The sequence below is a fragment of the Streptomyces sp. NBC_01428 genome (assembly GCF_036231965.1).
GTDB lineage: Bacteria > Actinomycetota > Actinomycetes > Streptomycetales > Streptomycetaceae > Streptomyces.
Window position 1 is genome coordinate 160,059 of sequence record NZ_CP109499.1, and the last position, 25,617, is coordinate 185,675.

At 72.6% G+C, this 25,617-nt stretch carries 14 protein-coding genes; 8 read left to right on the top strand and 6 right to left on the bottom strand.

Going from position 1 to position 25,617, the window contains the following annotated elements; genetic code table 11:
* Nucleotides 1-68: 68 nt before the first annotated feature.
* Both OG406_RS00460 and OG406_RS00465 read right to left on the bottom strand, forming a co-directional pair.
* Nucleotides 69-1,373, bottom strand: coding sequence for a methylaspartate mutase (locus OG406_RS00460; RefSeq protein ID WP_203661263.1), 1,305 nt, complete (start codon nucleotides 1,371-1,373; stop codon nucleotides 69-71).
* The gene (locus OG406_RS00465; RefSeq protein WP_266619710.1) at nucleotides 1,360-1,935 is read right to left on the bottom strand and encodes a cobalamin B12-binding domain-containing protein; all 576 of its coding nucleotides are present in this window, start codon (nucleotides 1,933-1,935) and stop codon (nucleotides 1,360-1,362) included. The genes OG406_RS00460 and OG406_RS00465 overlap by 14 nt, the downstream gene beginning before the upstream one ends.
* Before the next feature lie 262 nt (nucleotides 1,936-2,197).
* Between OG406_RS00465 and OG406_RS00470 the strand changes: the two genes are divergently transcribed.
* Nucleotides 2,198-11,026 carry a non-ribosomal peptide synthetase gene (locus OG406_RS00470; RefSeq protein ID WP_329183144.1) on the top strand — a complete coding sequence of 2,943 codons (8,829 nt, stop codon included), beginning with the start codon at nucleotides 2,198-2,200 and terminating at the stop codon, nucleotides 11,024-11,026.
* Nucleotides 11,027-11,085: 59 nt separating this feature from the next.
* Here OG406_RS00470 and OG406_RS00475 read toward each other — a convergent pair whose 3' ends face one another.
* On the bottom strand, nucleotides 11,086-12,081 hold the full coding sequence (locus tag OG406_RS00475; protein ID WP_267049978.1) for a helix-turn-helix domain-containing protein: 996 nt from the start codon (nucleotides 12,079-12,081) through the stop codon (nucleotides 11,086-11,088).
* Between the two features lie 583 nt (nucleotides 12,082-12,664).
* Here OG406_RS00475 and OG406_RS00480 point away from each other — a divergent pair.
* The 5 genes from OG406_RS00480 (at nucleotide 12,665) to OG406_RS00500 (ending at nucleotide 21,173) form a co-directional block, all read left to right on the top strand.
* Nucleotides 12,665-15,775: a type 2 lanthipeptide synthetase LanM family protein gene (locus tag OG406_RS00480; protein WP_329183149.1), complete on the top strand. Its 3,111-nt coding sequence runs from the start codon at nucleotides 12,665-12,667 to the stop codon at nucleotides 15,773-15,775.
* Nucleotides 15,776-15,879: 104 nt separating this feature from the next.
* A complete protein-coding gene (locus OG406_RS00485) occupies nucleotides 15,880-16,101 on the top strand; it encodes a hypothetical protein (RefSeq protein ID WP_266619704.1) in 222 nt (73 codons plus the stop codon).
* Between the two features lie 117 nt (nucleotides 16,102-16,218).
* A complete protein-coding gene (locus tag OG406_RS00490; RefSeq protein ID WP_329183151.1) occupies nucleotides 16,219-19,131 on the top strand; it encodes a helix-turn-helix transcriptional regulator in 2,913 nt (970 codons plus the stop codon).
* 336 nt (nucleotides 19,132-19,467) lie between these two features.
* Entirely contained in the window at nucleotides 19,468-19,986 is a 519-nt protein-coding gene (locus OG406_RS00495; protein ID WP_164374366.1) for a cupin domain-containing protein, read from the top strand.
* A 95-nt stretch (nucleotides 19,987-20,081) separates the two neighbouring features.
* A complete protein-coding gene (locus OG406_RS00500; RefSeq protein ID WP_329183153.1) occupies nucleotides 20,082-21,173 on the top strand; it encodes an AI-2E family transporter in 1,092 nt (363 codons plus the stop codon).
* A gap of 88 nt (nucleotides 21,174-21,261) precedes the next feature.
* Here OG406_RS00500 and OG406_RS00505 read toward each other — a convergent pair whose 3' ends face one another.
* Together OG406_RS00505 and OG406_RS00510 are read right to left on the bottom strand one after the other, a co-directional pair.
* The gene (locus tag OG406_RS00505; RefSeq protein WP_329183155.1) at nucleotides 21,262-22,332 is read right to left on the bottom strand and encodes a lipoate--protein ligase family protein; all 1,071 of its coding nucleotides are present in this window, start codon (nucleotides 22,330-22,332) and stop codon (nucleotides 21,262-21,264) included.
* 119 nt (nucleotides 22,333-22,451) lie between these two features.
* Nucleotides 22,452-23,114: a lysophospholipid acyltransferase family protein gene (locus OG406_RS00510; RefSeq protein WP_267050110.1), complete on the bottom strand. Its 663-nt coding sequence runs from the start codon at nucleotides 23,112-23,114 to the stop codon at nucleotides 22,452-22,454.
* Between the two features lie 221 nt (nucleotides 23,115-23,335).
* Here OG406_RS00510 and OG406_RS00515 point away from each other — a divergent pair, with 221 nt between their 5' ends.
* On the top strand, nucleotides 23,336-23,554 hold the full coding sequence (locus tag OG406_RS00515) for a hypothetical protein (protein ID WP_267049974.1): 219 nt from the start codon (nucleotides 23,336-23,338) through the stop codon (nucleotides 23,552-23,554).
* A gap of 171 nt (nucleotides 23,555-23,725) precedes the next feature.
* Here the strand turns inward: OG406_RS00515 and OG406_RS00520 are convergent, their stop codons facing one another.
* Entirely contained in the window at nucleotides 23,726-24,676 is a 951-nt protein-coding gene (locus OG406_RS00520) for a pyridoxamine 5'-phosphate oxidase family protein (protein ID WP_329183157.1), read from the bottom strand.
* 231 nt (nucleotides 24,677-24,907) lie between these two features.
* Here OG406_RS00520 and OG406_RS00525 point away from each other — a divergent pair, with 231 nt between their 5' ends.
* Nucleotides 24,908-25,528 carry a CGNR zinc finger domain-containing protein gene (locus OG406_RS00525; RefSeq protein ID WP_267049972.1) on the top strand — a complete coding sequence of 207 codons (621 nt, stop codon included), beginning with the start codon at nucleotides 24,908-24,910 and terminating at the stop codon, nucleotides 25,526-25,528.
* Nucleotides 25,529-25,617: the final 89 nt, after the last annotated feature.

Below are 25,617 nucleotides of genomic sequence, written 5' to 3' on the forward strand. Positions count from 1 at the left end.
TTCCTTGTCCGGTCGACGTACGGATCACCGGCCCGGGAAGGGCTGCGGAGAGGGAGGGTGACAAGCGGTCAGCTCGCCCGGGCGAGCGATGCGGCGGGCGCGTCGTAGCGGGTCTTGACGTGGTGCAGCGCGTACATCAGTCCCGACGAGGTCAGGCGCTGGGAGCTGTGCACGGTGGTGGGGCCGAGCGGCAGCGATCCGGTACGGGACCACTCCAGTCGGCCCTGCTCGGAGATGACGGTGCGGGTGCGGCCCGCGTTGTCGGGGTGCAGGCAGAAGGGGACGTCGAGGTAGCCGCGTGCGAAGGCCCGGACGAGGGCCTGCCCGAGGTCGTCGTGCAGGCCGAGGACGGCCTCCACGAGGGCCCGGGCCTCCTCCTCGACGCCGGTGGACGGCGGTGGCGCGGTGCGGCGCTCCGAGCGTGCGGCGGCCGTGGCCGTCTCCAGCGCCGTGACGTTCTCGGCGATCGAGGGAATGCGGGCGGCTTCGGCGGCCGTCTTGACGATGAGGCGCGCGGCCCCGGTCCGCACCGCGAGCCGGGCGGCGTCCGCGACGAGGGCCAGCGCGCCGGCCCTGGTCTCGGGATAGACGCCCATGTAGGCGTAGACGACCACGTGCCAGGAGGTGTCCGGGAGGTGGTCGGCGGCCAGGGCGCGCAGTGCGTGGACGGCTTCCTCGTCCTGCTCGGCGTTGGTCTGCTGGGCGTAGCTCAGGGAGATGCTGCGCAGCCCGTGCTGCCGGAAGAACATGCCTTCCAATACGGAGAGGGCGATGAGCAGCGAGGGTGGGCAGAGCTGGCCCAGCATGCAGCCGCCGAAGCTCTCCAGGTGCGGTTCGACGCCGGACTCGCGGAGCGCGGCGAGGGTGCGGCACGCGTCGCGCCAGGCCTGCACGGAGGTGGCGAGCGGGGTGCGGCCGTAGGGCAGGCAGTACGAGACGGGGCCGCCCTCGGTGGCGTCGAGCCCGGCGTCGATCAGCGCCTCGACGATGCGGCCGGGTTGTGCGGAGCCGTGCCGTACCTGGACGGGGAAGTCCTCGCCGCGGACGCCGTCGAGCATCTCGGTGGTGGTGGCGACGGGCATGCTCACGAGCGGGTAGCCGTTGAGCGGGTGCCCCTGGGCGGCGGCGCGGGCGGCGGCGGCGTAGTCACCGACGCGGGTGAAGCTGTCGATGGTGAGGGTGCCGACGGTGGTGGCGTCCGCGCCGTGGGTGGCGAGCAGTCCCTCGCGCATCCTCACGGGGTCGGCGAAGCCCATGCGGGGCTGCACGACCAGTGTGCCGGAGCGTGCGGCGTCGGCCATGAAGCGGTGGAAGGCGCCGCCGGTGCCGGTGAGCGGCGTCGCCGTGCCGGGGCCAGGGTCAGCGGAGGGCATCGGCGTAGGCCTTTCCGTGCCCGCGCTGGGAGAGGGAGTCGAGCAGGGCGAGCAGCCGCGGTACGGCGTTCGGGCCGATCAGCACGGCGTCGAAGCCGGCCTCGGTGAGCGCGGGATGGGCGTCGGGGTCGCTGGACCCCTCGGTGTCGAGCTTGCCTCCGATGACGAGCGGTACCCGGGCCAGGGCGGGTGCGGCGCGGACCGCGCGGGCCAGGGCGGGGGCCTCCTCGGCGCCGTGGCCGTTGACGGTGCTCACGACGATGAGGCCGGGGGGCCGTGCGGCGGACTCGGTGACCAGGGTGTGGACGGGGACGCAGGCACCGAGGTTGGTGACGTCCCATCCCTGTTCCTCCAGCGTGAGCTGGAGGAACAGGAGGTTCCAGGTGTGCGAGTCCGAGGGGATGGTGCTCAGGACCGCGTGGGGCGGGTTCTGCGGGGGCTGGTGGCGCGGGTACACGACCGGCTTTCCTCTCGACACCGTCGGGGCCGCGATCGCTGTGATCGGGCCGTGGTCCGGGACATGCCCCGCCGCGCCCGGCTCCCCGAAGTCCCTTCCGCCCATGGGGCGTCAGGCGTTCCTTCGGGGGGGGGTCGGGTCCGGGTGTCCGGGCTGTCGGCGGGTGACGTCGTCCATCGTGGCCAGCGGCCTTCCGTCGTGGCACTGGGCACTTGTGGCCAGCCGCCGGGGCGTCACTTGTGCCCACTGGGGGCGCCCGTGCACGCGTCCTAACGTGCTCACCGCGGACGTCCTTCCGGCGCCGAACCGCTTGCACCGCGCGTACCGCTTGTACCGCTGACAACGTGCTGACGATGGGGAGTGAACGGTGGCTGATCACCAGGTGGAAGAGTGGCGGCACGCGCTGGCAGGCCTGGAGCCGCTGGAGCTGCCGGCGGACCGGCGCCCGGCGCAGGAGGGGCCAGGCTCCTCGGACCGGGTCGGATTCGACGTTCCCGTCGTGACGGCCGAGGCGCTGTCCGCGCTGGCCCGCGAGCGGGGGACGGAGCTTTCGACGGTCCTGCTGACGGTGTTCCAGGTGCTGCTCGCCCGGCACACCGGCCGGGGCGATGTCCCGGTGGTGGTGCGGGGCGAGGACGGACGCGCTCGGGCCGTACGGAGCCCCGACGGCGACCCGCTGTTCGAGGACGCGCTGACCGCCGTCACGACCGCCCTGGGAGCGCGTGCCGGACTGCCGTACGCGGAACTCGCGGAGGCGGCCGGCGGTTCGCTGGACGCCGCCCCCTGGTTCGCGTGGCGCACGGCGGCCGACACGCCGGCCCCGCTCGCGCCCGGGGCGCAGATCACCCTGGAGCTCGCCGCCGACGGTGACGTGCTGCGGGGTGTCCTGGGCTACCGCACGGACCTGTTCGACCGGGCCACGGCGGAGCGTCTGGCAGACCACTTCGGGGTCCTTGCCGAGTCCGCCGCCGAGGCACCGGGGACGCGGCCGGCCGCGCTGGAGATGCTGACGGCGGCGGAGCGGACGCGGATCCTCACCGAGTGGAACGGCCCCCGGTCCGCGTTCCCCGACACGTCGACCGTTCACCGCCTGGTCGAGGAGCGGGCCGCACGGCAGCCTGACGCGGTCGCGCTGGAGCACGCCGGGCAGGTGCTGACCTACCGCGCTCTGGACGAGCGGGCGAACCGGCTCGCCCGCCACCTCGGCGAACGGGGTGTGGGACCGGGCGCACTGGTCGCGGTGTGCCTGGACCACGGCCCGGACCTGGTGTGCGCACTGCTCGGGGTGCTCAAGTCCGGTGCCGCGTATGTGCCGTTGGACCCGTCGTACCCGGCCGAGCGGCTGCGCTACATGGTCGGCGACAGTGCGGCGCCCGTGGTGATCACGCAGTCCGGGCACGCCGCCCTGTTCGCGCCGGGGTCCGAGCTGCTGCTCACCGACCGCGGCTGGCCGGACGGTGACGGCTCGGCCCAGGTCGTCGGGGCGAGCCCCGACGACCTGGCCTATGTCATCTACACCTCGGGCTCCACGGGCCGCCCCAAGGGCGTCCGGGTGGCGCACCGGGGTGTCGTCAACTACCTACACTGGTGCGACCGCAACTACCCGGCCGCGCCCGGCGCCGAGATCGGCTCACTGCTGTGCTCGTCGGCGGCGTTCGACCTGACGGTCACCGCTCTGTTCCTGCCGCTGGTGCAGGGGCTTCGCCTGGTGATACCGAACCCTGGTCCCGGGCAGACGGTGTTCGACGCGGCCGTGGATCTCGTGGCGGCCGGTGCGCGGGTCAGTTTCGTCAAGGCGACCCCCTCGCATCTGGAGCTGCTGGTCGCGCGGCTGGAGCGGGAAGGTCTGCGGCACGCCGTCGCCACGGTAATCGCGGGGGGCGAGGACCTCACGCCGGCGCTGACGCACCGGGTGCTGGCGAGCGGCGCGGACGACACGGCCGTCGTCAACGAGTACGGGCCGACCGAGGCGACCGTGGGCAACGTGGTCAGCCGGACGGTTTCGGTGGACCCGGCGGCGGACCACGTGCCGATGGGCCGCGCGATCGACAACACCGAGGTGTTCGTGCTCGGCGCGCACGGCGAGGTCCAACCGGTCGGCGTGCCGGGTGAGTTGTTGATCGGCGGCGTGAACGTGGCCCTCGGCTACCTGGGGCGGCCCGAACTGACGGCGGAGCGTTTCGTGCCCCACCCGTTCTCGACGGATCCGGACGCTCGGGTGTACCGCACCGGGGACCTGGTGAAGTGGCTGCCGGACGGGCAGCTGGTCTACCTGGGCCGGATCGACGACCAGGTCAAGGTGCGCGGCCACCGGGTGGAACTGGGCGAGATCGAGAACGCCCTGCTGGCCCGTCCCGGCGTGGCGGCGGCGACCGTCGTGGTCCGTGAGGACGTCCCGGGCGACAAGCGCCTGGTGGCGTACCTGGTGCCGGCGGGCGAAGCCCGTCCGACGGCGCCCGAACTGCGCCGAGCCCTGTCGCGGGATCTGCCCGAGCACATGGTGCCCGCCCGGTACGTGACGCTGGAGCGGCTTCCTCTGACACCGAACGGCAAGGTCGACCGCAAGGCGCTGCCGGCGCCCGAGAGCGGGCGTCCGGATCTGACCGTGGCGTACGCGGCGCCGGTCACCTCTACCCAGGAGGCCGTCGTCGGCATCTGGGCCGAGATGCTGGGCGTGGACCCCGTGGGCGTCGACGACGACTTCTTCGAGCTGGGCGGGCACTCTCTGCTGGCCGTCCGGATCGCTTCCCGACTGCGCCGGGACCTGGGCGTACACGTTTCCCACCGCACCCTGTTCGAGGCGCGGACGCCCGCGGCGCTGGCGACCGCCCTCGACGCGCTCGGCATCCTCCGTGAGGCGACGGCACCGAGGCCGGACCGGCCCGCGGGACCGCTGCCGCTGTCGTTCGCCCAGCAACGCCTCTGGTTCCTCGACCAGTTGGATCCCGGACGAACCGAGTACGTCGTCCCGGCCGGGCTGCGGGTCACGGGGCCCTTCGCACCGGACGCGTTCGGAGCCGCGCTCACGGCGCTGGTCGCCCGGCACGAGATCCTGCGGACCCGATTCGTGGCGGACGGTACGGGTCGTCCGGTCCAGATCGTCGAGCCGCCGCGCGACGTGGCCGTTGAGGTGCACGACGCGAGGGACCTCGGTGACGACGCGGCGCTCGGCATCCTGCGGGAGGCGGCGGGGCTGCCGTTCGACCTGGCGGCGGGACCGCTGCTGCGGGCCCTGGCGGTGCGGGTCGCCGAGGAGGAGTGGCTCCTGCTGGTGGCGCTGCACCACATCGTCTCCGACGGCTGGTCGGAAGGCGTCCTGGCCCGTGAACTGCGGGAGTTGTACGGGGCGGCGGTCACGGGCCGTGAGGCCGGGCTCGTCCCGCTGGAACTCCAGTACGCGGACTTCGCTGCCTGGCAGCGCGCGACCTTGGAAGGCCCCGAGCTGGACGGACAGGCGGAGTACTGGCGCGGGCGGCTCGCCGGGCTCCAGCCGCTGGAGCTGCCGACCGACAGGCGCCGGCCCGCCGAGCGGTCGGGCCGCGGTGACGAGGTCGCCTTCACCGTCCCCGCCGGCACGGTCGACGCCGCCCGCCGCATGGCGGCGGGGCAGGGCGCCAGCCTGTTCATGTCGCTGCTCGCGGTGTTCCAGCTGCTCATGGCGGAGTACAGCGGGCAGGACGACATCGCGGTCGGCAGTCCGATCGCCGGCCGCAACCGGTCGGAGACCGAGGACCTGATCGGCTTCTTCGTCAACACCCTCGTGATGCGCACCGACCTGTCCGGCGATCCGAGCTTCGGTGACCTGCTCGACCGGGTCAAGGACACCGCGCTCGGCGCGTACGACCACCAGGACCTTCCCTTCGAGCGCCTGGTGGAGGAACTCGCGCCGGAGCGGGATCTGTCCCGCACCCCGCTGTTCCAGACCATGTTCGTGCTCCAGAACACCCCGGACGGGAACGCGTGGGGGCTGCCGGGTCTCGACGTCGAGCCGTTCGCGGTGCGGACGGAGGAGGCCAAGTTCGACCTGACGCTGTTCCTCACCGAGCGGCCCGGCGGTTCACTCGACGGGAAGCTCGTCTTCGCCGCGGATCTGTTCGACCACGCGACGGCGGCCCGGCTGGCCGGTCACTTCACGACCCTGCTCGAAGCGGTCGTCTCGGACCGGGGTCGACGGCGGTCGGAACTGGAGGTGCTGACCGGGGCCGAGCGCGTCCGTGTGCTGAGCGAGTGGTCCGGCGCCGCGTCCCTCTCCCCGGACGCCGCCACGACGGCGCACCGCCTCGTCGAGGAGCGCGTCGCACAACTACCCGGTACGACGGCGGTGTTGTCGGAGACCGGGGAGCTGACGTACCGCGAGCTGAACGAGCGGGCCAACCGGCTCGCCCGGCACCTGCGGTCGCTCGGCGCCGGGGCCGGCCGGGTGGTCGCCGTATGCCTGGAGCGCGGGCCCGAGCAGATCGCCGCCCTGCTCGCGGCGCTGAAGTCGGGGGCCGCCTACCTGCCGTTGGACCCGGATCTTCCCGCCGACCGGCTCGCCTTCATGATCGAGGACTCCGGGGCGGCGCACGTGGTGACCGACGCCGCGCACGCGGCGCTGCTGCCCCGCACACCCCACCGCTTCCTCACCGACCGGGACTGGCCGCTGGTCCAGGATCTGGCGGCGCACGACCCGGAGCCCGCCGCGGCCCCGGACGACCTGGCCTATCTCATCTACACCAGCGGCTCGACCGGCCGCCCCAAGGGCGTCCAGATCGAGCACCGGAGCCTGGTCAACCTGATCCACTGGACGGTGGACAGCTTCGGCGCGGCGCCGGGCCGACGGGTCGCGCATCTCGCCGGTCTCGGCTTCGACGCCGCGGCATGGGAACTGTGGCCCGCGCTGGCGGCCGGTGCCACCGTGTGCGTCCCCGACGACACGGTGCGGCGCACTCCGGAACTGCTCCAGCGCTGGCTGTCCGGACGGCGGGTGCACGGCACGTTCCTCTCCACGCCCATGCTGGAGGCGCTGGCCACGCTGGACTGGTCGGAGCCGACCTCGCTGGCCTACGTCCTCACCGGCGGTGACGCGCTGCGCCTGCCGGCCGGGCTGCGGCTGCCGTTCCGCGTCGTCAACAACTACGGTCCGACCGAGTCGACGGTGGTCACGACATCGGCCGAGGTGGAGCCGGGGGTACCGGTCCCGCCGATCGGCCGGCCAATTCGCAACACCGTCGTCCACGTCGTCGACCGCCACGACCGGCCCGTCCCGATCGGCGTCGCGGGCGAACTCCTGGTCGGCGGTGCCGGACTGGCGCGTGGCTACCAGGGGCTGCCGGACCAGACCGCGGAACGGTTCGTCACCGTGGACGTCGACGGCACACCCCGGCGCGTCTACCGGACCGGCGACCGGGTGCGGTGGCTGGCCGACGGGCAACTGGAGTTCCTGGGGCGGCTCGACGACCAGGTGAAGCTGCGTGGTCACCGCATCGAGCCGGGCGAGATCGCGTCGGTGCTGCTGGCCGGGGACGACGTCGCGACGGCGACCGTGATCCTGCGTGAGGACGTCCCGGGTGACAAGCGCCTGGTGGCGTACGTCGTACCGGACGGGCAGGCGCCGACCGCCGAGGGCCTGCGGGCCCGGCTGCGCCGTGACCTGCCCGACTACATGGTGCCGTCCGCGTTCGTCGTGCTGGACCGGCTGCCGCTCACCCCGAACGGCAAGGTGGACCGGCGTGCCCTGCCCGCGCCGGACCCCCGCTCGGCCGAGAGCGGTGTCGCGCCGCGCACACCGGCCGAACGCGCGGTGGCCGAGGCCTGGTCGCTGGTACTGGGGACGGACGTCACCGGTGTCGACGACAACTTCTTCGAACTGGGCGGGCACTCGCTGCTGGCCACCCAGGTCACCTCGCGGCTGCGGGCCGCACTGGGCGTGGAGGTGCCGGTACGGGCCCTGTTCACGGCGCCCACGGTCGCCGGCCTGGCGGCCCTGGTGGCCGAGCTCGACACGGGCGACGCGGAGCGGATCATGCCCGTCGCGCGGACCGGCGGTGCGCTGCCGCTGAGTTCCGCACAGCAGAGGCTGTGGTTCCTGGATCAGCTGGAGCCGGGGCGCGCCGAGTACGTCGTACCGTTCGCGCTGCACGTCCGTGGCGTCCTCGACGTACCTGCCCTGGACGCGGCGCTCACCTCGATGGTGGCGCGGCACGAGGTCCTGCGGACCCGGTTCGTCCCCGAGGACGGTGAGCCGGGGCAGGTCGTCGATCCCCCGGCACCGGTGGGAGCGGCCGTCCACGATCTGCGCCACGTCGTCGATCCGGGGGAACGGTTCGCGGCGGCACGGCGGTTCGCGGAGGCCGAGGCGGGTCGCTCGTTCGATCTGGCGACGGGTCCGCTGCTGCGGGCGCACCTGGTGCGGCTCGCCGACGACGAGGCGTTCCTCCTGCTGTCGGTGCACCACATCGCGGCCGACGGATGGTCGGAGGGAATCCTGGCGCGGGAGCTGCGTGAGGGGTACCGCGCGGCGGTGGCCGGGGCGGAGCCGACCGGTCTGCCCGAACTGCCCCTGCAGTACGCGGACTTCTCCGTGTGGCAGCGCGAGCGGCTGGCCGGTGACGTGCTGGCGGACCAACTGGCCTACTGGCGCGACCGGCTCGCCGGGGTGGAGCCGCTGGAGCTCCCGAGCGACCACCGACGGCCCGCGGGACCGCCCGAGGGCGGCTCCACCGTGGCGTTCGACGTGCCGGCCGAGGTCGCCGCGCGCCTGCGCGCGGTGGCGGCGGAGAACGGCGCCAGCATGTACATGGTGCTCCTGGCGGTGTTCCAGGTGCTGCTGGCGAAGTACAGCATGCAGGACGACATCACGGTCGGCAGTCCCATCGCGGGCCGCAACCGGGCCGAGACCGAGGACCTGATCGGCTTCTTCGTCAACACCCTCGTGATGCGCACCGACCTGTCCGGCGATCCGAGCTTCGGTGACCTGCTCGACCGGGTCAGGGACACCGCGCTCGGCGCGTACGACCACCAGGACCTTCCCTTCGAGCGCCTGGTGGAGGAACTGGCTCCCGACCGCGACCCGTCGCGCAACCCGCTGTTCCAGACCATGTTCGCGCTGCAGAACACCCCGGACGGCCGCACCTGGAGCCTGCCGGGTCTTGAGGTGGAGCCGTTCGCGGTGACGCCGCCCGACGCCAAGTTCGACCTGAGTCTGATCATGTCCGAGGGTCCGGCCGGCGGTCTGCGCGGGACTCTGGAGTACCGCACCGATCTCTTCCGGCAGGACACCGTCGACCGGCTGGCCGGCCACCTGGGCACGCTGCTGGACGCGGTCGCCGGCGCTCCCGGGTCCCGGCTGTCGCAGTTGTGCGTGCTCACGCCGGCCGAGCGGCACACGACGCTCGTCGAGTGGAACGACACCGTCACCGCCTCTCCGGACGGGGCCACGGTGCACGGCCTCTTCGAGGAGCGGGCCGCCCTGCGGCCGGACACCGTGGCCGTCGAATCACCGGGGGCCACCCTCACCTACGGCGAACTGAACGCGCGCGCCAACCGGATCGCCCACCACCTGCGGACCCGGTACGGGGTACGGCCGGACATGCCGGTGACGGTGTGCCTGGGCCGTGGCGCCGACCTGGTGACGGCGGAGCTCGCGGTGCTGAAGGCCGGGGCGGCGTACGTGCCCCTGGACCCGGAGTACCCCGTCGAGCGGCTGGCGTACATGGTGCGCGACACGCGGACCCCGGTCGTCCTCACCGACACCGCGCGGGCGGACCGGCTCCCGTCGGGGGTGCCCCTGTTGCTCCTCGACGCGTGCGACGCCGAAGGGGGACCGCTGGACGGCGCGCCGGACACCGACCCGGAGCCCACCGCCGGCCCGCGCAACCTGGCCTATCTCATCTACACCAGCGGCTCGACCGGCCGTCCCAAGGGGGTCCAGGTCGAGCACCGCAGTCTGGTCAACCTGGTCCACTGGACCGCCGCCGAGTACGGACTGGAGCCGGGGCAGCGGATCGGGCTGCTCGCCGGGGTCGGGTTCGACGCGGCGGCGTGGGAACTGTGGCTCGGCCTCACCCGGGGTGCGACCTGCTGCGTCACCAGCGAACGGGTCCGGCTCGCCCCGCATCTGCTGCGGGACTGGCTGACCGAGCAGCGCATCCACGCCACGTTCCTGTCGACACCGATGCTGGAGTCGCTGGCGGCGCTCGACTGGGACCCGGACACCACCCTCGACTACGTCCTGACCGGCGGCGACCGGCTTCGGATGCCTCCGCTCACCCGGTTGCCTTTCCGGGTGGTCAACAACTACGGCCCGACGGAGACCACGGTCATCGCCACGTCCACCGTGTGCGTCCCCGGGGACGCCGTCCCGCCGATCGGCCGGCCGATCGGCAACGCCCGGTGCTTCGTGGTGGACCAGCACGGCGCTCCGCAGCCCGTCGGCGTCCCGGGGGAGCTCCTGGTCGGTGGCGTCCAGGTGGCGCGCGGTTACCTGGGGCGGCCCGATCTGACCGCGGAGCGGTTCGTGCCGTTCGAGGCCGAGGAGGTGGGCGGCCGGGTGTACCGCACCGGTGACCTCGTGCGGTGGCGGCCGGACGGACAGCTGGAGTTCCTGCGCAGGATCGACCACCAGGTCAAGATCCGCGGCAACCGCATCGAACTGGGCGAGGTGGAGGCCAACTTGATCACCCACCCCGGTGTCGGCGAGGTGTCGGTGATCGTCCGTGAGGACGTGCCCGGCGACAAGCGGCTGGTGGCCTACCTGGTGGCTGCCGGGCCCGACGCCCCGAGCATCGCCGAGCTGCACGCGCATCTCGGACGCCACCTGCCCGACTACATGATCCCGGCCGGCTTCGTGCTGCTGGAGCGACTGCCGCTGACCGCCAACGGCAAGGTGGACCGGGCGGCACTGCCGGTACCGGACGGCAGGCGGCCGGACCTCGGGACGTCGTACACGGCGCCGCGCAACACGGTCGAGCGGCACATCACGGCCGTCTGGACGGAGCTCCTGGGCATCGAACGCGTCGGCGTCCACGACAACTTCTTCCAGCTGGGCGGCCATTCGCTGCTCGCCACCCAGGTCGCGTCGAGGCTGCGGAAGGCTCTGCGGGTCGACGTGCCGGTACGGGCGGTGTTCGACCACCCGACCCCCGCCGAACTGGCGCAGAACATCGCGGATCTGATGATGGCCGCGATCAACGCGCAGTTCGCACCTGCCGGATGACGGAGTACGCCCCCACCGTCGTGACGACGGTGGGGGCGTACGGTCGGGCGCGGATCGCGTCAGGCCGTGTCCTCGGCCTGGATGCCGCCCTGGGCGATGGCCAGGGCGCCGAGCTGGAAGCGGCTCTGCGCACCGAAGCGATCGGTCAGCTTCTCGGAGAGCCGGCGGACCGTGCGCAGCGAGACATCCATCCTGCGGGCGGCGGCCGCGTCGGTGAGGCCCTGCGCCCACAGCCGCAGCACGTGCTGCTCCTGGAGGGAGAGACCGCCGCGGGTACGGGGGCGTGCCTCGGTCAGCGGAAGCGCCTCCTTCCACAGCCGGGTGAACAGGGCGGCGAACGCCTCGGTGACGGACTCGACGCCGCACACCATGGCGCCGACGACGGACCGGGCGGTGGCGACCGGGACCACGACGTGGGTTCGGTCGCAGAGGATCATCCACGCGGGCAGCGAAGGCAGCGTACGGACGGATCCGATGCTGTCCTCCCTCCCTCGCACCCGGTCCATCACCTCGGGATCGTTGCGAACGCTCTCCAGGACGATGGTGCGGGAGGCCGCGCCGCGCCGGCGCAGGATCTCGTCGACGGGCCGGGCGAACTCGGTGACGGACACGGCGAGCCGTTCGGTGGGACCGACGGTCAGCCACTCCTGCTCGCACCCTTCGGCCAGTTCCGTGACCCGCCGCCACACGGCGTCGGCGCCGGCCAGCCACTCGACGCCGGGCATGCCGTCCCGACCGTTGCGGGCGTGCTCGGACAACAGCCGGGTCACCTCCAGCCGGTTGTCCTCCACCTGGAGCCGGTGGCGGGCGAGTTCGTCCTGCTCCCGGGCGAGCATCGCGGCCAGGCCCACCTCCGGGGCGACCGGCCGCCAGCCGGAGGCCGTGTCCCCGGGGACCACGAGCAGGAGGGCCGACAACCGCTCCAGCCGCTCCCGGACCGTCTCCTCGTCCTCCTTCAGCCGCTCCGCCAACTCGGAGACTCCGGCGCCGGGCAGGTCGACCATGGCGAGATAGACGCTGCGTGCGAGGGGGTCGATACCCAGAGAGGTCCGCATTCCTTCACTCCTGTTGTCTCGGCTGTACGGCACCTGGTGGTCGCGAATCGCGTCGGACGACGTTCGAGGGGCCACGGCACGTTGCCGTGTCGCTGCCTGGTCATCGACCGGACATCAGTAGACGGGAGGCCCGGGCCGTGCGGGATGCGGGGCGACCACCCAAGTTGTGGGGGTGTTCCGTACCGGGCGCGGCTCCCCGTGCGACGGCACCCGTCCCGGGCGGGCCGTCACGCGGTCCGCGGACAGCGGCCGCTCTCGTGATGCCGCGCGCGGGTGACGGAGTGGGTGAGGAAGGCCCGGAGCCACGCCTTCCGCCGTCCGCCCGGACACCGGTTCGGTCCGCGTGAGCGGCCCCGCAACGGCGGGGACGTACCTCCGGAGCGAGCTGTCACGGGGTGCCGCGCGCGGCACGAACGTATCTGGGTACCTGCCCTGACCTGCGGAGTCGACCTTCTGCGCCGGGAGCACGGCCTTCTGTGCCCGGGGGCGGCGCGACGGTCACCCACCTCCGGTGGGGTCCGCCGGAGAATATGGGGGATGCTCCCCCATGTGGGGACCGCGCGGTATCTGGGACCTTCTTCCCGTGACCGAATCAGCCGCACCCACGACGCCCCGAAGCGCGCACCTGCCGCTCGCCTGGTGGGCCCCCGCGCTCACCCTCAGCGAGCGCGTCGCCGCCCCCGGACGTCCCGCGGCGTCAGCCACGACCACCACGTCCGGCCGCGCTCCGTGGGCCGCCGGCGACACGGCGGGTTTCGCGGCTCGGCTCGCCCACCTGGGTCTCGACGAACTCGCCGTCTGGGCGCTCGTCGCCGAGGCACCGGAACACCTGGCGGAGCGCGCCGGCACTCCGCGCTGGGCCGGTTACGTCGAAGAGGCCCTGGACCGCGCCGACACCGCCGCACGGCCGGCGCCCGGCGCCGACGCAACCGGGCCGGAGCTGTTCGCACCGGTCGTCGCGCCGCTCGTGGTGCCCGCCTCGGCCGCCCTCGACCGGCGCCTGGCGCCGCTTCCCGTGGTGGAACGGACCATGCTGCGCGCCTCGTTCGAGCAGTGGCTGCTGAGCCGGCTGGCGCGGCAGGCGGCCCGGACACTCGTCCGCGAACTCGATGGCGCCCGGCGCGCCGGACGGCTTGCCGGGGCCACATCGCGCGACCGCTTCGCCTCCTTCCTCGCCGCCGGCGGCAGCGCGGACGGCCTGCGGGCCCTGTTCGCCTCCTATCCGGTGCTGGCGCGGATGCTGGGCCAGACGGCACTGGACGCGGTCGACGCCGTCGCCGAACTCGGTCTGCGGCTGCACACCGACCGGGAGCAGCTTGTGACCGTCCTGCTCGACGGCCGCGACCCCGGTCCGCTCACCCGCGTCGACCTGGGCCGCGGCGACGCCCACCGGGGCGGGCGCTCCGTGGCGGTGCTGGAGTTCGCGGACGGCTCACGGACGGTCTACAAGCCGCGTCCCCTCGGACAGCACGCTCTGCTGGACGACCTGGCGCACTGGCTCACCGGGCGGGTCGACGGCCTGGAACTGCGTACTCCGCGCACGGTACGGCGACAGGAACACGGCTGGCTCGAGTACATCGAGCACCGCTGGTGCGGATCGATGTCCGAGGCGGACGCCTTCTACCGGCGCCAGGGCGCACTGCTGGCCCTGCTGTACGCGGTGGACGGCGCCGACATGCACTACGAGAACCTCATCGCCGCCGGTGACCAGCCGGTGCTGGTGGACGCGGAGACCCTGCTGCACACCGGGCTTCCGCAGGCCGCCACGGCCGGAGCGGATCCGGCCGCCGACGCCCTCCAGGCCTCCGTGCACCGGACGTGTCTGCTGCCCCACCTGCTGATCGGTGAGCACGGCGCGCTGGACATCTCCGCGCTCGGCCGCTCCGAGCAGGGCACGTACCCGAGCGAGGGGCTGTGCTGGAAGGACAGCGGACTGGACACCATGCGGGTCGTGCGGGGCCCGGTGGTCAGTCCCGCCGCGCAGAACCAGCCACTGCCCGCCGGGCAGCGTCTCCAGGGCGCCGACCACCGCGCCGCGCTGCTGGACGGCTTCCGCACCACCTACGCCGCGATCCACGCGCACGGCGACGAACTGACCGCCCCGGACGGCCTGTTGACCCGGCACGCGGAGAGCCCCGCACGGCTGATCGTCCGCTCCACAAGGCTGTACTCCACGCTGCTGGAGGAGTCCACGCACCCGGCGCTGCTCGGCGACGCGCTCGCCCGGGACGCCGCGTTCGCGGTGCTGTGGACCGAGTCGGCGCACGACCCGGCACGCGGCCGGCTCGTGGAGCACGAGACCGAGGACCTGTGGCGCGGGGACGTCCCCCTGTTCGTCCACCGGCCGTCCGGAACGGAAGTGCGGGCAGCGGGTGGGACCTGGCTGCCGAACCTGCTGCCGACGGCGAGCGTCGATGCGGTTCGCGCCAAGATCGCCCGGATGGACGAGGTCGACTGCCGGAACCAGGAGTGGATCGTCGCGGCCGCGCTGGCGGCACGCGAGGCGGGTTCCCCGCTGGTCCGGCCACGCTCCGAGCTGGTGCCCGCTCCCCTGCCGGCCGTGGTGCCCGAGCCGTCACGGCTGCTCGCCGCGGCCTGCGGGATCGCCGACGAGATCGCCGCCCGCGCCGTGCGGTCCGGCGGCCGGGCCAACTGGCTGGGCCTGGAACGCCTGCCGGGCGGTCACTGGTCGGTCCTCCCGATGGGGGCCGGACTCGGCCAGGGATACACCGGGGTCGCGCTCTTCCTCGCGCAGGCCGGACTCCTCGCGGGAGCGGACCGCTACACGGCGCTCGCCCACGAGGCGGTGCAGCCGCTGCCGACCCTGCTGAAGATGCTGGCCGCCGACCCCGAACTGTGCGCCGCGGTAGGACCTGGAGCGTATGACGGGATCGGCGGCGTCCTGTACGGCCTGATCCGGTTGTCGGCCCTGCTCGACGCGGACCTCGCGGACTCGCTGCCCGACGCGCTCACGGCACTGGAACACTCCGTGGCGGCCTGCCCGGACCGAGGGTTCGCGGACGGAGCCGCCGGGGCCCTGGCGGCGGCGGTCGCCGCTCACGAGGCCACGGGCGCGCACCGCGCCCTGGAACTGGCCGACGCGCTGGCGGACGCCTTGACGGACGCCGATGCCGAGAGCGGGGGCACCGCGGGATTCGCCGACGGAGCCGCGGGCATCGGCTGGGCGCTGTGGCGCCACGCGGACCATCGGACGGACGGGCGACGCCGGGAGGCGGCGGCCGGGCTGCTGCGCTCGGCCGCTGCCGCGACCGGAACAGCCGACCACGATCCGTCGTGGACCACCGGCCTGCCCGGCATCGCCGCCGCGGCCGTCCACCTGCCGCGGTACGAGGACGGCCTCGCCACCCGGCTGTCCGTACGCGGCGACGGCCCCGATCTGAGCGCCGGCCACGGCGCCTTCGGCGCCCTCGAGGCCCTGTCGGTCCTGGCCGGCCGCGGCGACGCCACGGCCGCCACCGCTCTGACCCGCACCAGCGGCCGGTTGCTCGCCGCGATCGAAGGTCAGCAGCACCGCTGCGCCACCCCTGACCAAGTGCCCTCTCCCGGCATGCTGACCGGCCTCGCCGGCATCGGGTACGGACTGCTCCGCCTCTGCTCCCCCGACCGTGTCCCGTCCGCGCTCCTGCTGGAGCACTCCCGTCCGCCGACCCCGGCCACCGCACCCACCTGTTGAGGCCGAGCCCCCGCGGCCGGCCGCACCGCATCCTCTCCCCGTCTTCTGCTCCTCTCCGTTCCCTCTCGCTCACTCGGCACATTCCCCACGAAGGAGTTCCCTCCATGGACCAGCGGAACCTGCACTCCGACCTCGCCGCCTCCGTCTCCGCCGAGACCGACGTCACCCCGACCGCCGTAGACGAGCAGGACGCTGCGGGCGGCATCACCCTCTCGGGCCGCAACCGCGCCTGCGCCCGCGCCCGCATCCTGGCCGGGATGGTCCTCACCAGCGGAATCGTCATCACGCTGAGCTCGATCGACACCTCGGTGTCCGCGCCCCACTGACCTCCCCCGGCCGCCCGGCGGGCAGGCGGGCCTGCCGGGCGGAACAGCGGGGCGGACCGGAACGGAAGGCCGATCGCCACACCACGATTCCGGATAATCTGATTATGCTTGGAGGTCATGCGCCTCCAAGCATCTTCTCTTGTCGGCCGGGATGCCCAACTGGGGCTGCTCGGACGCGCCTTGTCCGAAGCTCAGCAGGGGCGCGGCGGTGTGGTGTTCCTGGTGGGCGAAGCCGGGGTCGGCAAGTCCCGGCTGGCGGCCGAGGTCGTGGGCAGCGCGGTCGGGGCCGGGATGGGTGTGCTGCGGGGACGCAGCAGCACCACCGGCCCGGCGGTTCCGTTCCGGCCGCTGACCGAGGCGCTGATGGCGCTGTTCCGCACCGGTGAATCGCTGGACGACCTGCCCCTGGGGCCGTACAGACCGGTGCTCGGACGACTGATACCCGACTGGAACACCGGCGCGGGCGACAGCAGTTCCATGGTGATCCTGGGTGAGGCCGTCCTGCGCCTGCTCATGGCCACCGACCACGGCCGGGGCCGGCTCCTGGTGCTGGAGGATCTGCACGACGCCGACCCCGAGACGCTGGGCGTCCTCGAATATCTCGTGGACAACCTGGAGTACAGCCCGGTCCTGCTGCTCGCCACGGTCCGCACCGACTTCAGCGACGCCCTGGACCTCGCCCAGTCGGCCCGCCGGCGCGGCACGGCCTCGGTCCTCGAACTGTCGCCGCTGACCCGCCCCCAGGTCCTCGACCTGGTGGCGGGCCAGTTGGGCACCTCCCCGGAGGACGTGCCGGCCGCGGTGCTCGAGCGGTTATGGGAGGGCAGCGCGGGCAGCCCGTACCTTGTCGAGGAGTTACTTCAGTCGATGATCGGTGCCGGCACCCTGGTGCAGGGACCGGACGGCTGGCGAACGGTCGGTGATCCGCGGGGCGACGTCTCCTCCGCACTCGCGCGGGGAATCCTGCGCCGCATCGACCGGTTGGGCACGGAGGGCCTGACGCTGCTGTCCGCGGCGGCCGTGCTGGGCAGGCGGTTCCCGCTGACCGTGCTCCAGCAGATGACGGGAGTCGACGACAGAGCGCTGCTCAGCCATCTCCAGGCCGGCGTCGCCGCTCGCCTGGTGGTCCCGGACGAGCCCGCCCCGGACTGGTACGCCTTTCGCCATTCCCCCACCGTGGAGGCGCTCTTCACCCAGCTGACGCCCAGCCAGCGGGCGGAACTGGCCCGTCAGGGCGCGGAGGCGGTGGAGAAACTTCACCCGCAACTGCCCGGCGAGTGGTGCGCGCTCGCCGCCGGCCTGCGGTCCGAGGCCGGCGAGGACGCGGCGGCCGGAAGACTGTTCGCGGAGGCGGGGCGGCGGGCCCTGGCGGCCGGCGCCCTCGGTTCGGCGGTCACCCTGCTCAGCCGGGCCGAAACCCTGCTGGCGCGGGCCGGTGACCCGCAGGAGAGAGCGAGCGCGCTGGAACCACTGCTGCCCGCGCTGGCCGAGTCCGGCGACTTCGACCGGGCCTTCGACCTGGTCGAGCACCTGCACGCCCTGGACAGCGCCGGGCTGGGAGCGTCGCGTCTGGCGATCCTGCACACCCGGCTGGCCAAGGTGGCCCACACGGCGGGACGCTGGAACGACGGGAACCAGCAGATCGACCGGGCCCGCGAGGTGCTCGGAACGTGCCCGGACGGCGCGGCGGCGGCGTCCGTCGACGTCACCGCCGCCTACCTCGCGCTGGACACCCCCGGCACCGACCGCACCCAGCAGGCGGAGAGACTCGCGCGCTCGGCGGCCGACGCCGCCGAGCGCTACGCGCTGCCCGCGGTCGCCTGCCAGGCCTGGGAACTGCTGGCGACCGTGGCCCGTGAGCGGGACCCGCAGGAGTCCCGGGCCATGCTCCACAAGGCCCTGTCCACGGCCGAGCGGCACCAGCTCCCGCTGCGGCGGATGTACGCCGCGACCCGTATCGGCGGCAACGACTGGCTGGCGGAGGGCGACACCGCCGGCCTGTTGTCCGCCCGCGAGGAGGCACTGCGGCTGGGCTCGATCAACATCGTGCACACCGTGGACGGCATTCTCGTCCTGGACGGGGTGATGCGGGGCGCGCGCGAGGGGACGCGGGAGGCCGCCGTCGAGTGCCTGGCGATCGTCCGCAGACTCAGACTCGCCCCGGCCGTCCGGTATCTCCTGATGTCACTGGCGTCGCTGGAGGCGCACCGCGGCGACAGGCGGGCGATGGAGGAGGCCCTCGACTCGTTCGCGGAATGGGAGGGGGCGGGTTCGCAGGAGGAGCCCCTCACGCTGGGCATGGCCCGCGCGTTCTGCGCACTGATGGAGGAGGACCGGGATCTGGCCCGGGAGGAGCTGGGGACGGTGTCGGCGTTGGAACGCCACAATCCGAGCACCTACCACCTCAGCGGCACGCACGGGGTGGGGGTGCTGCTGGACGTGCTGGCCGGGGACGCGGACCGCGCCCGGCACGAGGAGGTCGCCACCACGGCGGTCGGACAGATGCGGTGGAACCGCCAGTTCGTCACGCTCGCGGATGCCGTGCTGCTCGGCCGGGAGGGGCAGGGAGAGCGGGCGAGTGAGCGCATCGACACGGCGCTGCGTGACGCCGCCGCGTATCCGGCCGCCCTGCACCTGGGCCTGCGGCTGGTCGCGGACGCGGCGCACGAGGACGGGTGGGGCGAGCCGGTCGCCTGGCTCCGGCGGGCCGAACACCACTTCCACGAGCAGGGGGTCCCGGCCGTCACGAACGCCTGCCGGGCCGCCCTGCGGCGGATCGGCGCCCCTGTGCATCAGCACCGCAGCGGCACGGACGGCATCCCCGAACAACTGCGGGCCCTCGGCGTCACCGTGCGCGAGTACGAGGCGTTCCGGCTCCTCGCCGACCGGCTGAGCAACAAGGACATCGCCGAGCGCCTGTTCATCTCACCCCGCACGGTCGAGAAACACATCGCCAGTCTGATGAACAAGACGGGTGCGGCCAGCCGCGCGGACCTGTGCGCGCAGTCGACTCGACTGCCGGAGCAGTGACGCGGTCCCTCGCCTTCTCTCTCCTAGGATTTCGTCGCCGTGGTGCCGCCCGGCGCCACGGGTCACGCCGGGCACAGGTCGTCCAGCCGGGACCTCCACGTGGTCGTGCGCTTCGCGATCGCGGCGGCCAGTTCCTTCGCCTTCCGCGAGTGGCCTTGGCGCACGGCGCGGAGCCCTCTCCTCAGGAAGCCCGTCAGGGAGGCCGCTCCACTCCGGCCGCGGACAGGCGGCCCAGAGCCGTCACGGCGCCCGTCATGCGCGTGACGGGAAGCGGCGGGACGATGGCGGGGGGAAGCATGCGTACGTACGGCGAACCACATGGGCAGGGGTGGCGACGTGAGTGATCCGATGGTGATCGCGGCGGGACAGGGCCGGCTGTTCCGCGGTCCGACCGGTGCTCCGATGGCCGTGAAGATCGACGGTACGGCGACGGGCGGCGCCTACTCGCTCATCGAGTACGCGCATGCCGCGGGAGCGCCGGGGCCGCCACCGCACGTTCACCGAGAGCACGAGGAGGCCTTCCGTGTCCTCGACGGCGAACTGACCCTGGATGTCGGAGACCGGACTCTCACGCTGGGTCCCGGCGACTACGCGGTGGTACCTCGGGGGATGGAGCATCGGCCGTACAACGTCAGTGACGCCGAGGTCCGGTTCCTGTTCATCACCTCCCCCGCGCTGGACGGCTTCTTTGCCGAGATGGCGGATCTGAACGCGGCGACGGGCGGCAGTCCGCCGGCCGAGGCGCTGAAGGAGCTGGGCGACCGCTGGGACTGCGTGTTCACCGACTTGCCCGCGGGCCACAGGACGACGCGGATGGTCAACGAGTCGGTCGAGGAACCGTCCGAGACCGACTGAATCCGGGCAGGCCGCTCCCGGGACGGCAGGCTCCCCCGTTCCCCTCCGGAGGACGGGCTGACGGACCATGGCCGGTGCGCCCATAGGGTGATGCCATGACTGCCCCATTGAGCTCCACGAGAACCCGTGCCGCCTTGCGGACGTCCGCACGTCTTTCGGTCGAACTGCTGCTGATCCTCGTGATGGTTTGGGTGGCTCTGTGGGTCGTGGGGCAAATGTGGTCCGTGGTCTGGCCGTTGATCGTGGCCTTGTTCCTGACCACGCTGACGTGGCCCTTCGCTCGGTTCCTGCGTCGGCGCGGTTGGCCGCCCGCGTTGGCCGCCTCGGCCGTGACCGTGATGTTCCTGGTCGTCGCTCTGGGGGTCGTGGCGCTGATCGCGGTGCCGGTGGCGTCTCAGACGGGAGAGCTGACCGACGGGGTGGTGCAGGGCATCCACAAGGTGCGGGAGTGGGCTTCAGGTCCGCCGCTGAACATCGGTGACGACCAGATCTCGAAGGCCTCGGATGCCACGGTCACCCGGATCCAGAACAGCGTGGGCAGCGTCGTCACCGCTCTGGTCACGGGGGTGAGCACGGTTCTGAACGGTCTGGTGACTGCCGTTCTGGCCCTCTTCCTGATGTTCTTCTTCCTCAAGGACGGGCCGCGGTTCCTTCCCTGGCTGACCCGTCAGCTTCCCGGGCGCCTGGCCACGGACATTCCGACGGTCGCGGAGCGCGGCTGGGACACGCTGAGCTCGTTCGTTCGCTCCCAGGCGCTCGTCGGCCTGCTGGACGCCGTACTCATCGGCGCCGGCCTGTGGATTCTGGGGGTGCCGCTGGTGCTTCCCTTGGCCGTGCTGACTTTCGTGACCGCGTTCGTCCCGATCGTGGGCGCGGTGTTCGCCGGTTTCGTCGCGGTCCTCATCGCCCTGGTGTCGAACGGCCTGACCGACGCCCTGATCGTGCTGGCGATCATCCTCGTGGTGCAGCAGTTGGAGGGGAACGTCTTCCAGCCGATGATCCAGAGCCGCGGACTGGGTCTGCACGCCGCCGTCGTGTTGTTGGCGGTGACCCTCGGCGGAGCCCTGGCCGGTGTGGTGGGCAGCCTGCTCGCCGTACCTGCGGCGGCACTCGTCGCGGTGATCTGGAACTACCTGCGCGAACAACTCGCTGAGGTGGCGCCCCTTCCGGAGCCGGAGGAGGTCTGACCCGCGAGCAAGAAGGGGCCTGACCGGCGAGCGCGAGGGCTTCGGAGGGGAAACTCCGCGGCACCATGGCCACGGCCACAGCCCTTCGTCAGGGCACGCGCGCGGTCCAGTCCGGCGAGGTGAACTTCGTACGCGCCAGTTCCTGCGCGCGGGCCAGTTCCTCGTCGGTCACCTTTCCGTCGGCGAGTCCGTACCGGAGGCGGAAGGAGTCGATCATCCGCTCGATGACGGCCTCGCGTGCGAGGCCGGTCTGCCGGCGAAGGGGGTCGACACGCTTCTTCGCGCTTCTCGTGCCTTTGTCGGACAGCTTCTCCCGACCGATGCGCAGCACATCGAGCATCTTGTCGGCGTCGATGTCGTAGGCCATGGTCACGTGGTGCAGTACGGCGCCGGGGCCGCCGTCCGGTCCTACGATCCGTTTCTGTGCGGCTCCCGCGATCTTTCCCTGGTCGGTGGCGATGTCGTTGAGCGGCTGATACCAGGCGGTGATGCCCATGTCGCCGAGCGCACCGAGGACCCAGTCGTCGAGATAGGCGTAGCTGTCCTGGAAGGACAGTCCCTGAACCAGCGCCTCGGGTACCGAGAGCGAGTAGGTGATCGTGTTGCCCGGCTCCACGAACATCGCCCCGCCCCCCGAGATCCGGCGCACCACGTCGATGCCATGTCGTTGGGCGCCCTCGGGGTCGACCTCGTTGCGCAGGGACTGGAAGCTGCCGATGATCACCGCCGGGTCCGCCCACTCCCACACCCTGAGGGTCGGCGGCCGGCGCCCCGCGGCGACCTCGGCGGTCAGGACCTCGTCCAGGGCCATGTGCAGGGCGGGGGCCTGGGGTCCCTCGTGGATCAGCTGCCATGCGTAGTCGGTCCAGTCGGTGGCGTGCGCCAGCGCGCGCCGCACCGCGACGGCGATGCCCTCCGCAGTGAGCCCGTACATCACGGTGCCCTCGGGAAGGGACGCTTCGATCCTCGTGGTCAGGCCGGCGGCGTCGGTGTCGACGGGCGCCCCGTCCAGGGCGTGGTTCACCGCGTCGAGCGCCTCGTCCGGCTCGAGGAAGAAGTCTCCGGCCACCCGCGTGTTCCGCAGGACGCCACCGGGCTCGTCGACATCCACATCCACGACGACCAGCTTGCCGCCGGGAACCTTGTACTCACCGTGCACGATCTCCGCCTTCCTCCGCTGATGGAATCAGCACCGTGGGCGGCATCGATGTTCCCGACGCCCCCGTCGGTGCGACGGGAGACGCCGCTCATCCGCGAACACGCTCGGTTCGGCCCGATCTATGCGGCGAGCGCGGCGGGGTCACCGACGTGTGCCGCCGCCGTCCTCCACGCGCTGGTGACCGCCGCGCGAGCCCGAGCGGTACGGACGGTGCTGTCCCCGGACAGAACGATGGGGGCACCCACGTGGACGTGCAGGTCGGGGCGGCGCAGGGGCGCTGTGGCAAGGCCTGCGATCTGCTTGATCATGCTGCCGGAGGTGACCCGGCGGGCACCGGCCTGGCCCACGGGCACGACGGGGGCTCCGGTGAGCTCGGCGAGACGGGCCAGGCCGCTACGGAACTGTCCGGGCGCGGCATCCGCGGCGTCCTTACGGCGAGGCAGGCGGCCTTCGGCGTAGATGAGGACGAGTCGCCCCTGCCGCAGCGCCTCTGCCGCGAGGTCGAGCGCATCAGCGGCTCGCCGGTCGCGCCGGTGCACGGGGATGTGCCCCTCGCGGGTGAGGGCTCGGCCGAGCAGTGGGATGCGCCAGAGCCCCGCGGTGGCCATGACGACCGGCGAGACGCCGAGCCGGTGCAGAGCGGCGATCACGATGGCGGGGTCGGCGAGGGAGCTGTGGTTCGCGGCGATGATGCTGCCCGGCCTGAACTCCGCGCCGGGGGCGCAGGTCACGGACAGCCGTCCGACGGCGGGGATCAGGGCATGGGCGGCACGGCTGAGCACGAGCAGGCTCCCGGTCTCGACGATGGAGAGCTTCATCGTCGGCGCTCGTCACGGCCGGGGCATGAGCTGCCGTACTCATCTTCCGGACCGCGCGGTACCCACATGGGCCCCCTGTCGTGCGTTCACGATCTCCTGCGAAGGCACTGGTAGGTGCGAGCGGCCGCCGGGAATGGGAACAGCACGAGGGGGCAGATGTCGGAAGCAATGGTGGGAGACGACGAGTGAGTGAGCAGCAGGCGCGCGACTGGACGCGGATGACCCCGGACGAGTTCGACCGGGACGCGCCGCTGCGCCAGGGCGACCCCGGTCCGGCCGTCGTCCCGGCCGTGCCCGACGAGTGCGGTACGGCACCGCTGTTCGGTGACGAGAGGCCCGCCCCGCACGCTCGTGCGACCGAGCGTCGTCGAGCCCAGGTCGTCGAGCAGCCGGAGTTGTTCTGACCACCTGCGTGCCGATGCGGTGTCCAAGGCCGTGACGCGTCTGAAGCTGCGGGAGGCACGCGATTCGGCCCCGGCTCAGGACACGGTCACGCCACTTCAGCCCCGGTTCAAGGCACGATCACGCCCGCCGGGACTCCCGTACCGGCGACCTGCCCAGCGCTCACTCGCCGTTCATCGCAGCGGTGCCACCCGGCCGGACAGCGGCGGATTGTCGGGGGCCGCGGCGACGGAGTCGGCGCGCACCGGGAGGAGGCGTCCGGCGACCACGTGCTGCGGGCTGAACCGCACGCGGCGGCCGGTGTGGTCGTCGTCGCCGGGGGCACCTGGGTCGGTCCATTCCACGCAGGCCCGGCCGGACAGATGCAGGGTGCGGCCGGTGGTGAAGTCGCAGAAGAGCAAGGCGGTTTCGGGGTTGGCTTCGATGTTGCCGAGCGTGTTGAACATGTTGTTGCCCGAGTAGTCGGGCCACCACAGCTGCCCGTCCTGGACGCGCACGAATCCTGGGTCCCCGCCGCGGTGCGAGGCGTCGTTGCCGCGCGTGGGATGCGTCGTGCCGACCAGGAGGGTGTCGGACCGACCGATGAGGTCGGCATCGTCCGGGGCCAGAGCGTCGGCGTGCCGGACCGGTTCCGTACCGGCGGTCGGGAGGTCGGCGGCATGGAGGTGCCTGCGCTGGATGTACTGGGGACAGTTGCCGTACGCCTGCTCCACGTCGATGCGCAGGCCGTTGCTGCCCTTGCCGGACATCTCACCGTTGATGCGCAGGCGCCGACGGGTGGCGAACTCGACCACGATCACGCCGACCGGCTGTCCCGCGGGGAGGTGTCTCAGCGGATCGCCCTCGACGGGCAGGGCCCGCACGTCCAGAGTGGTCGGCGACGTGACGTCGAGGAACCCGGCCGAACCCGTGAGCGGAGAGATCCACAGCGTGCCGTGCTCGTCGCGTGCGGTGATCGCGGCGAAGGTCCGGTCCTCCAGGAACCGGGCGATTCCGCCGCCGAGTCGTGCGGGGGCCAGCATGCCCGAGAGTCGGGACGCGTCCCTCGTCACGCCCGCCCGATGCTGCACGGCCAGTTCGCCTTCGTGGAAGCCTGCCGCGGGCTTGTCCGCCGGGACGGTCATCGTTCTTCCCTTCCGCATACGGGCGCCGGTCTACGGGTGTCCGGTGGAACGACCACGCATGCCCGCCGGTCGGGAGCCATCAGCCCGCCAGGACCTGCGCGCCCGCGTTCGCCGATCGCTTCTGACGCTTAGATACACCTTCAACCATTAGAACAACCATGACACGCGACCTCCCCCATGTCAACGGATGATGCCTCCCTCAACCGTTAGAATCGCGATACTCTCGATCCCATGGACACCAGCGCACCCCTCCTGGGCGAGCCGCTCCCCGTGGAACTGATGAACACGATCTGGGCCGATCGGGACGGGGTGCACGACGCGCTGATCGACGCCGTCGGTACCAGGGCGTGGCTGCAGGCCGTCGCTCCGCGAACGGAACTGCTGACGCCGGACGAGGTCGCCGCACTCCCTTCGTCCGCCCTTGAACAGCTCGGCGGCCGACTGAGCGATCTTCGTGACGCTCTGCGTCGCCTGGCCGCGGAGGCCACCGAGGACGCGCGTACGACGGCCGGCACAGGGCCCGGCGAGCTGCAGGAAGCTGTCGCCCGCCTCAACCGGGCCGCCGGTGACACGCCTCACTGGTCCGCACTGTCCTGGACCCCGGGCCAGGAGCCCTCCCGGCACCTCCGGGCCGAGGGCGAGGGCGCGGCGGCAGCCGTCTCCGCCCTCGCCGACGAGGCCGTCGCACTCTTCGGCCAGGACACCCGTCACCAACTGCGTGCCTGTCCGGGCCCAGGATGCGTCCTGTACTTCATGAAGAACCACCCCCGCAGGGAATGGTGCTCGGCGGGCTGCGGCAACCGCGCGCGCTCCGCCCGTCACTACCAGCGCCACCGCCGCACCACCGTCTGACAGCTACGGACGCGGCGACGGCGCAGAGCTGCCGACCGCCCACCTGCTCGGCCTTCCGGGAGCGGCGCGGCAGCCATGATCCGTCCTGG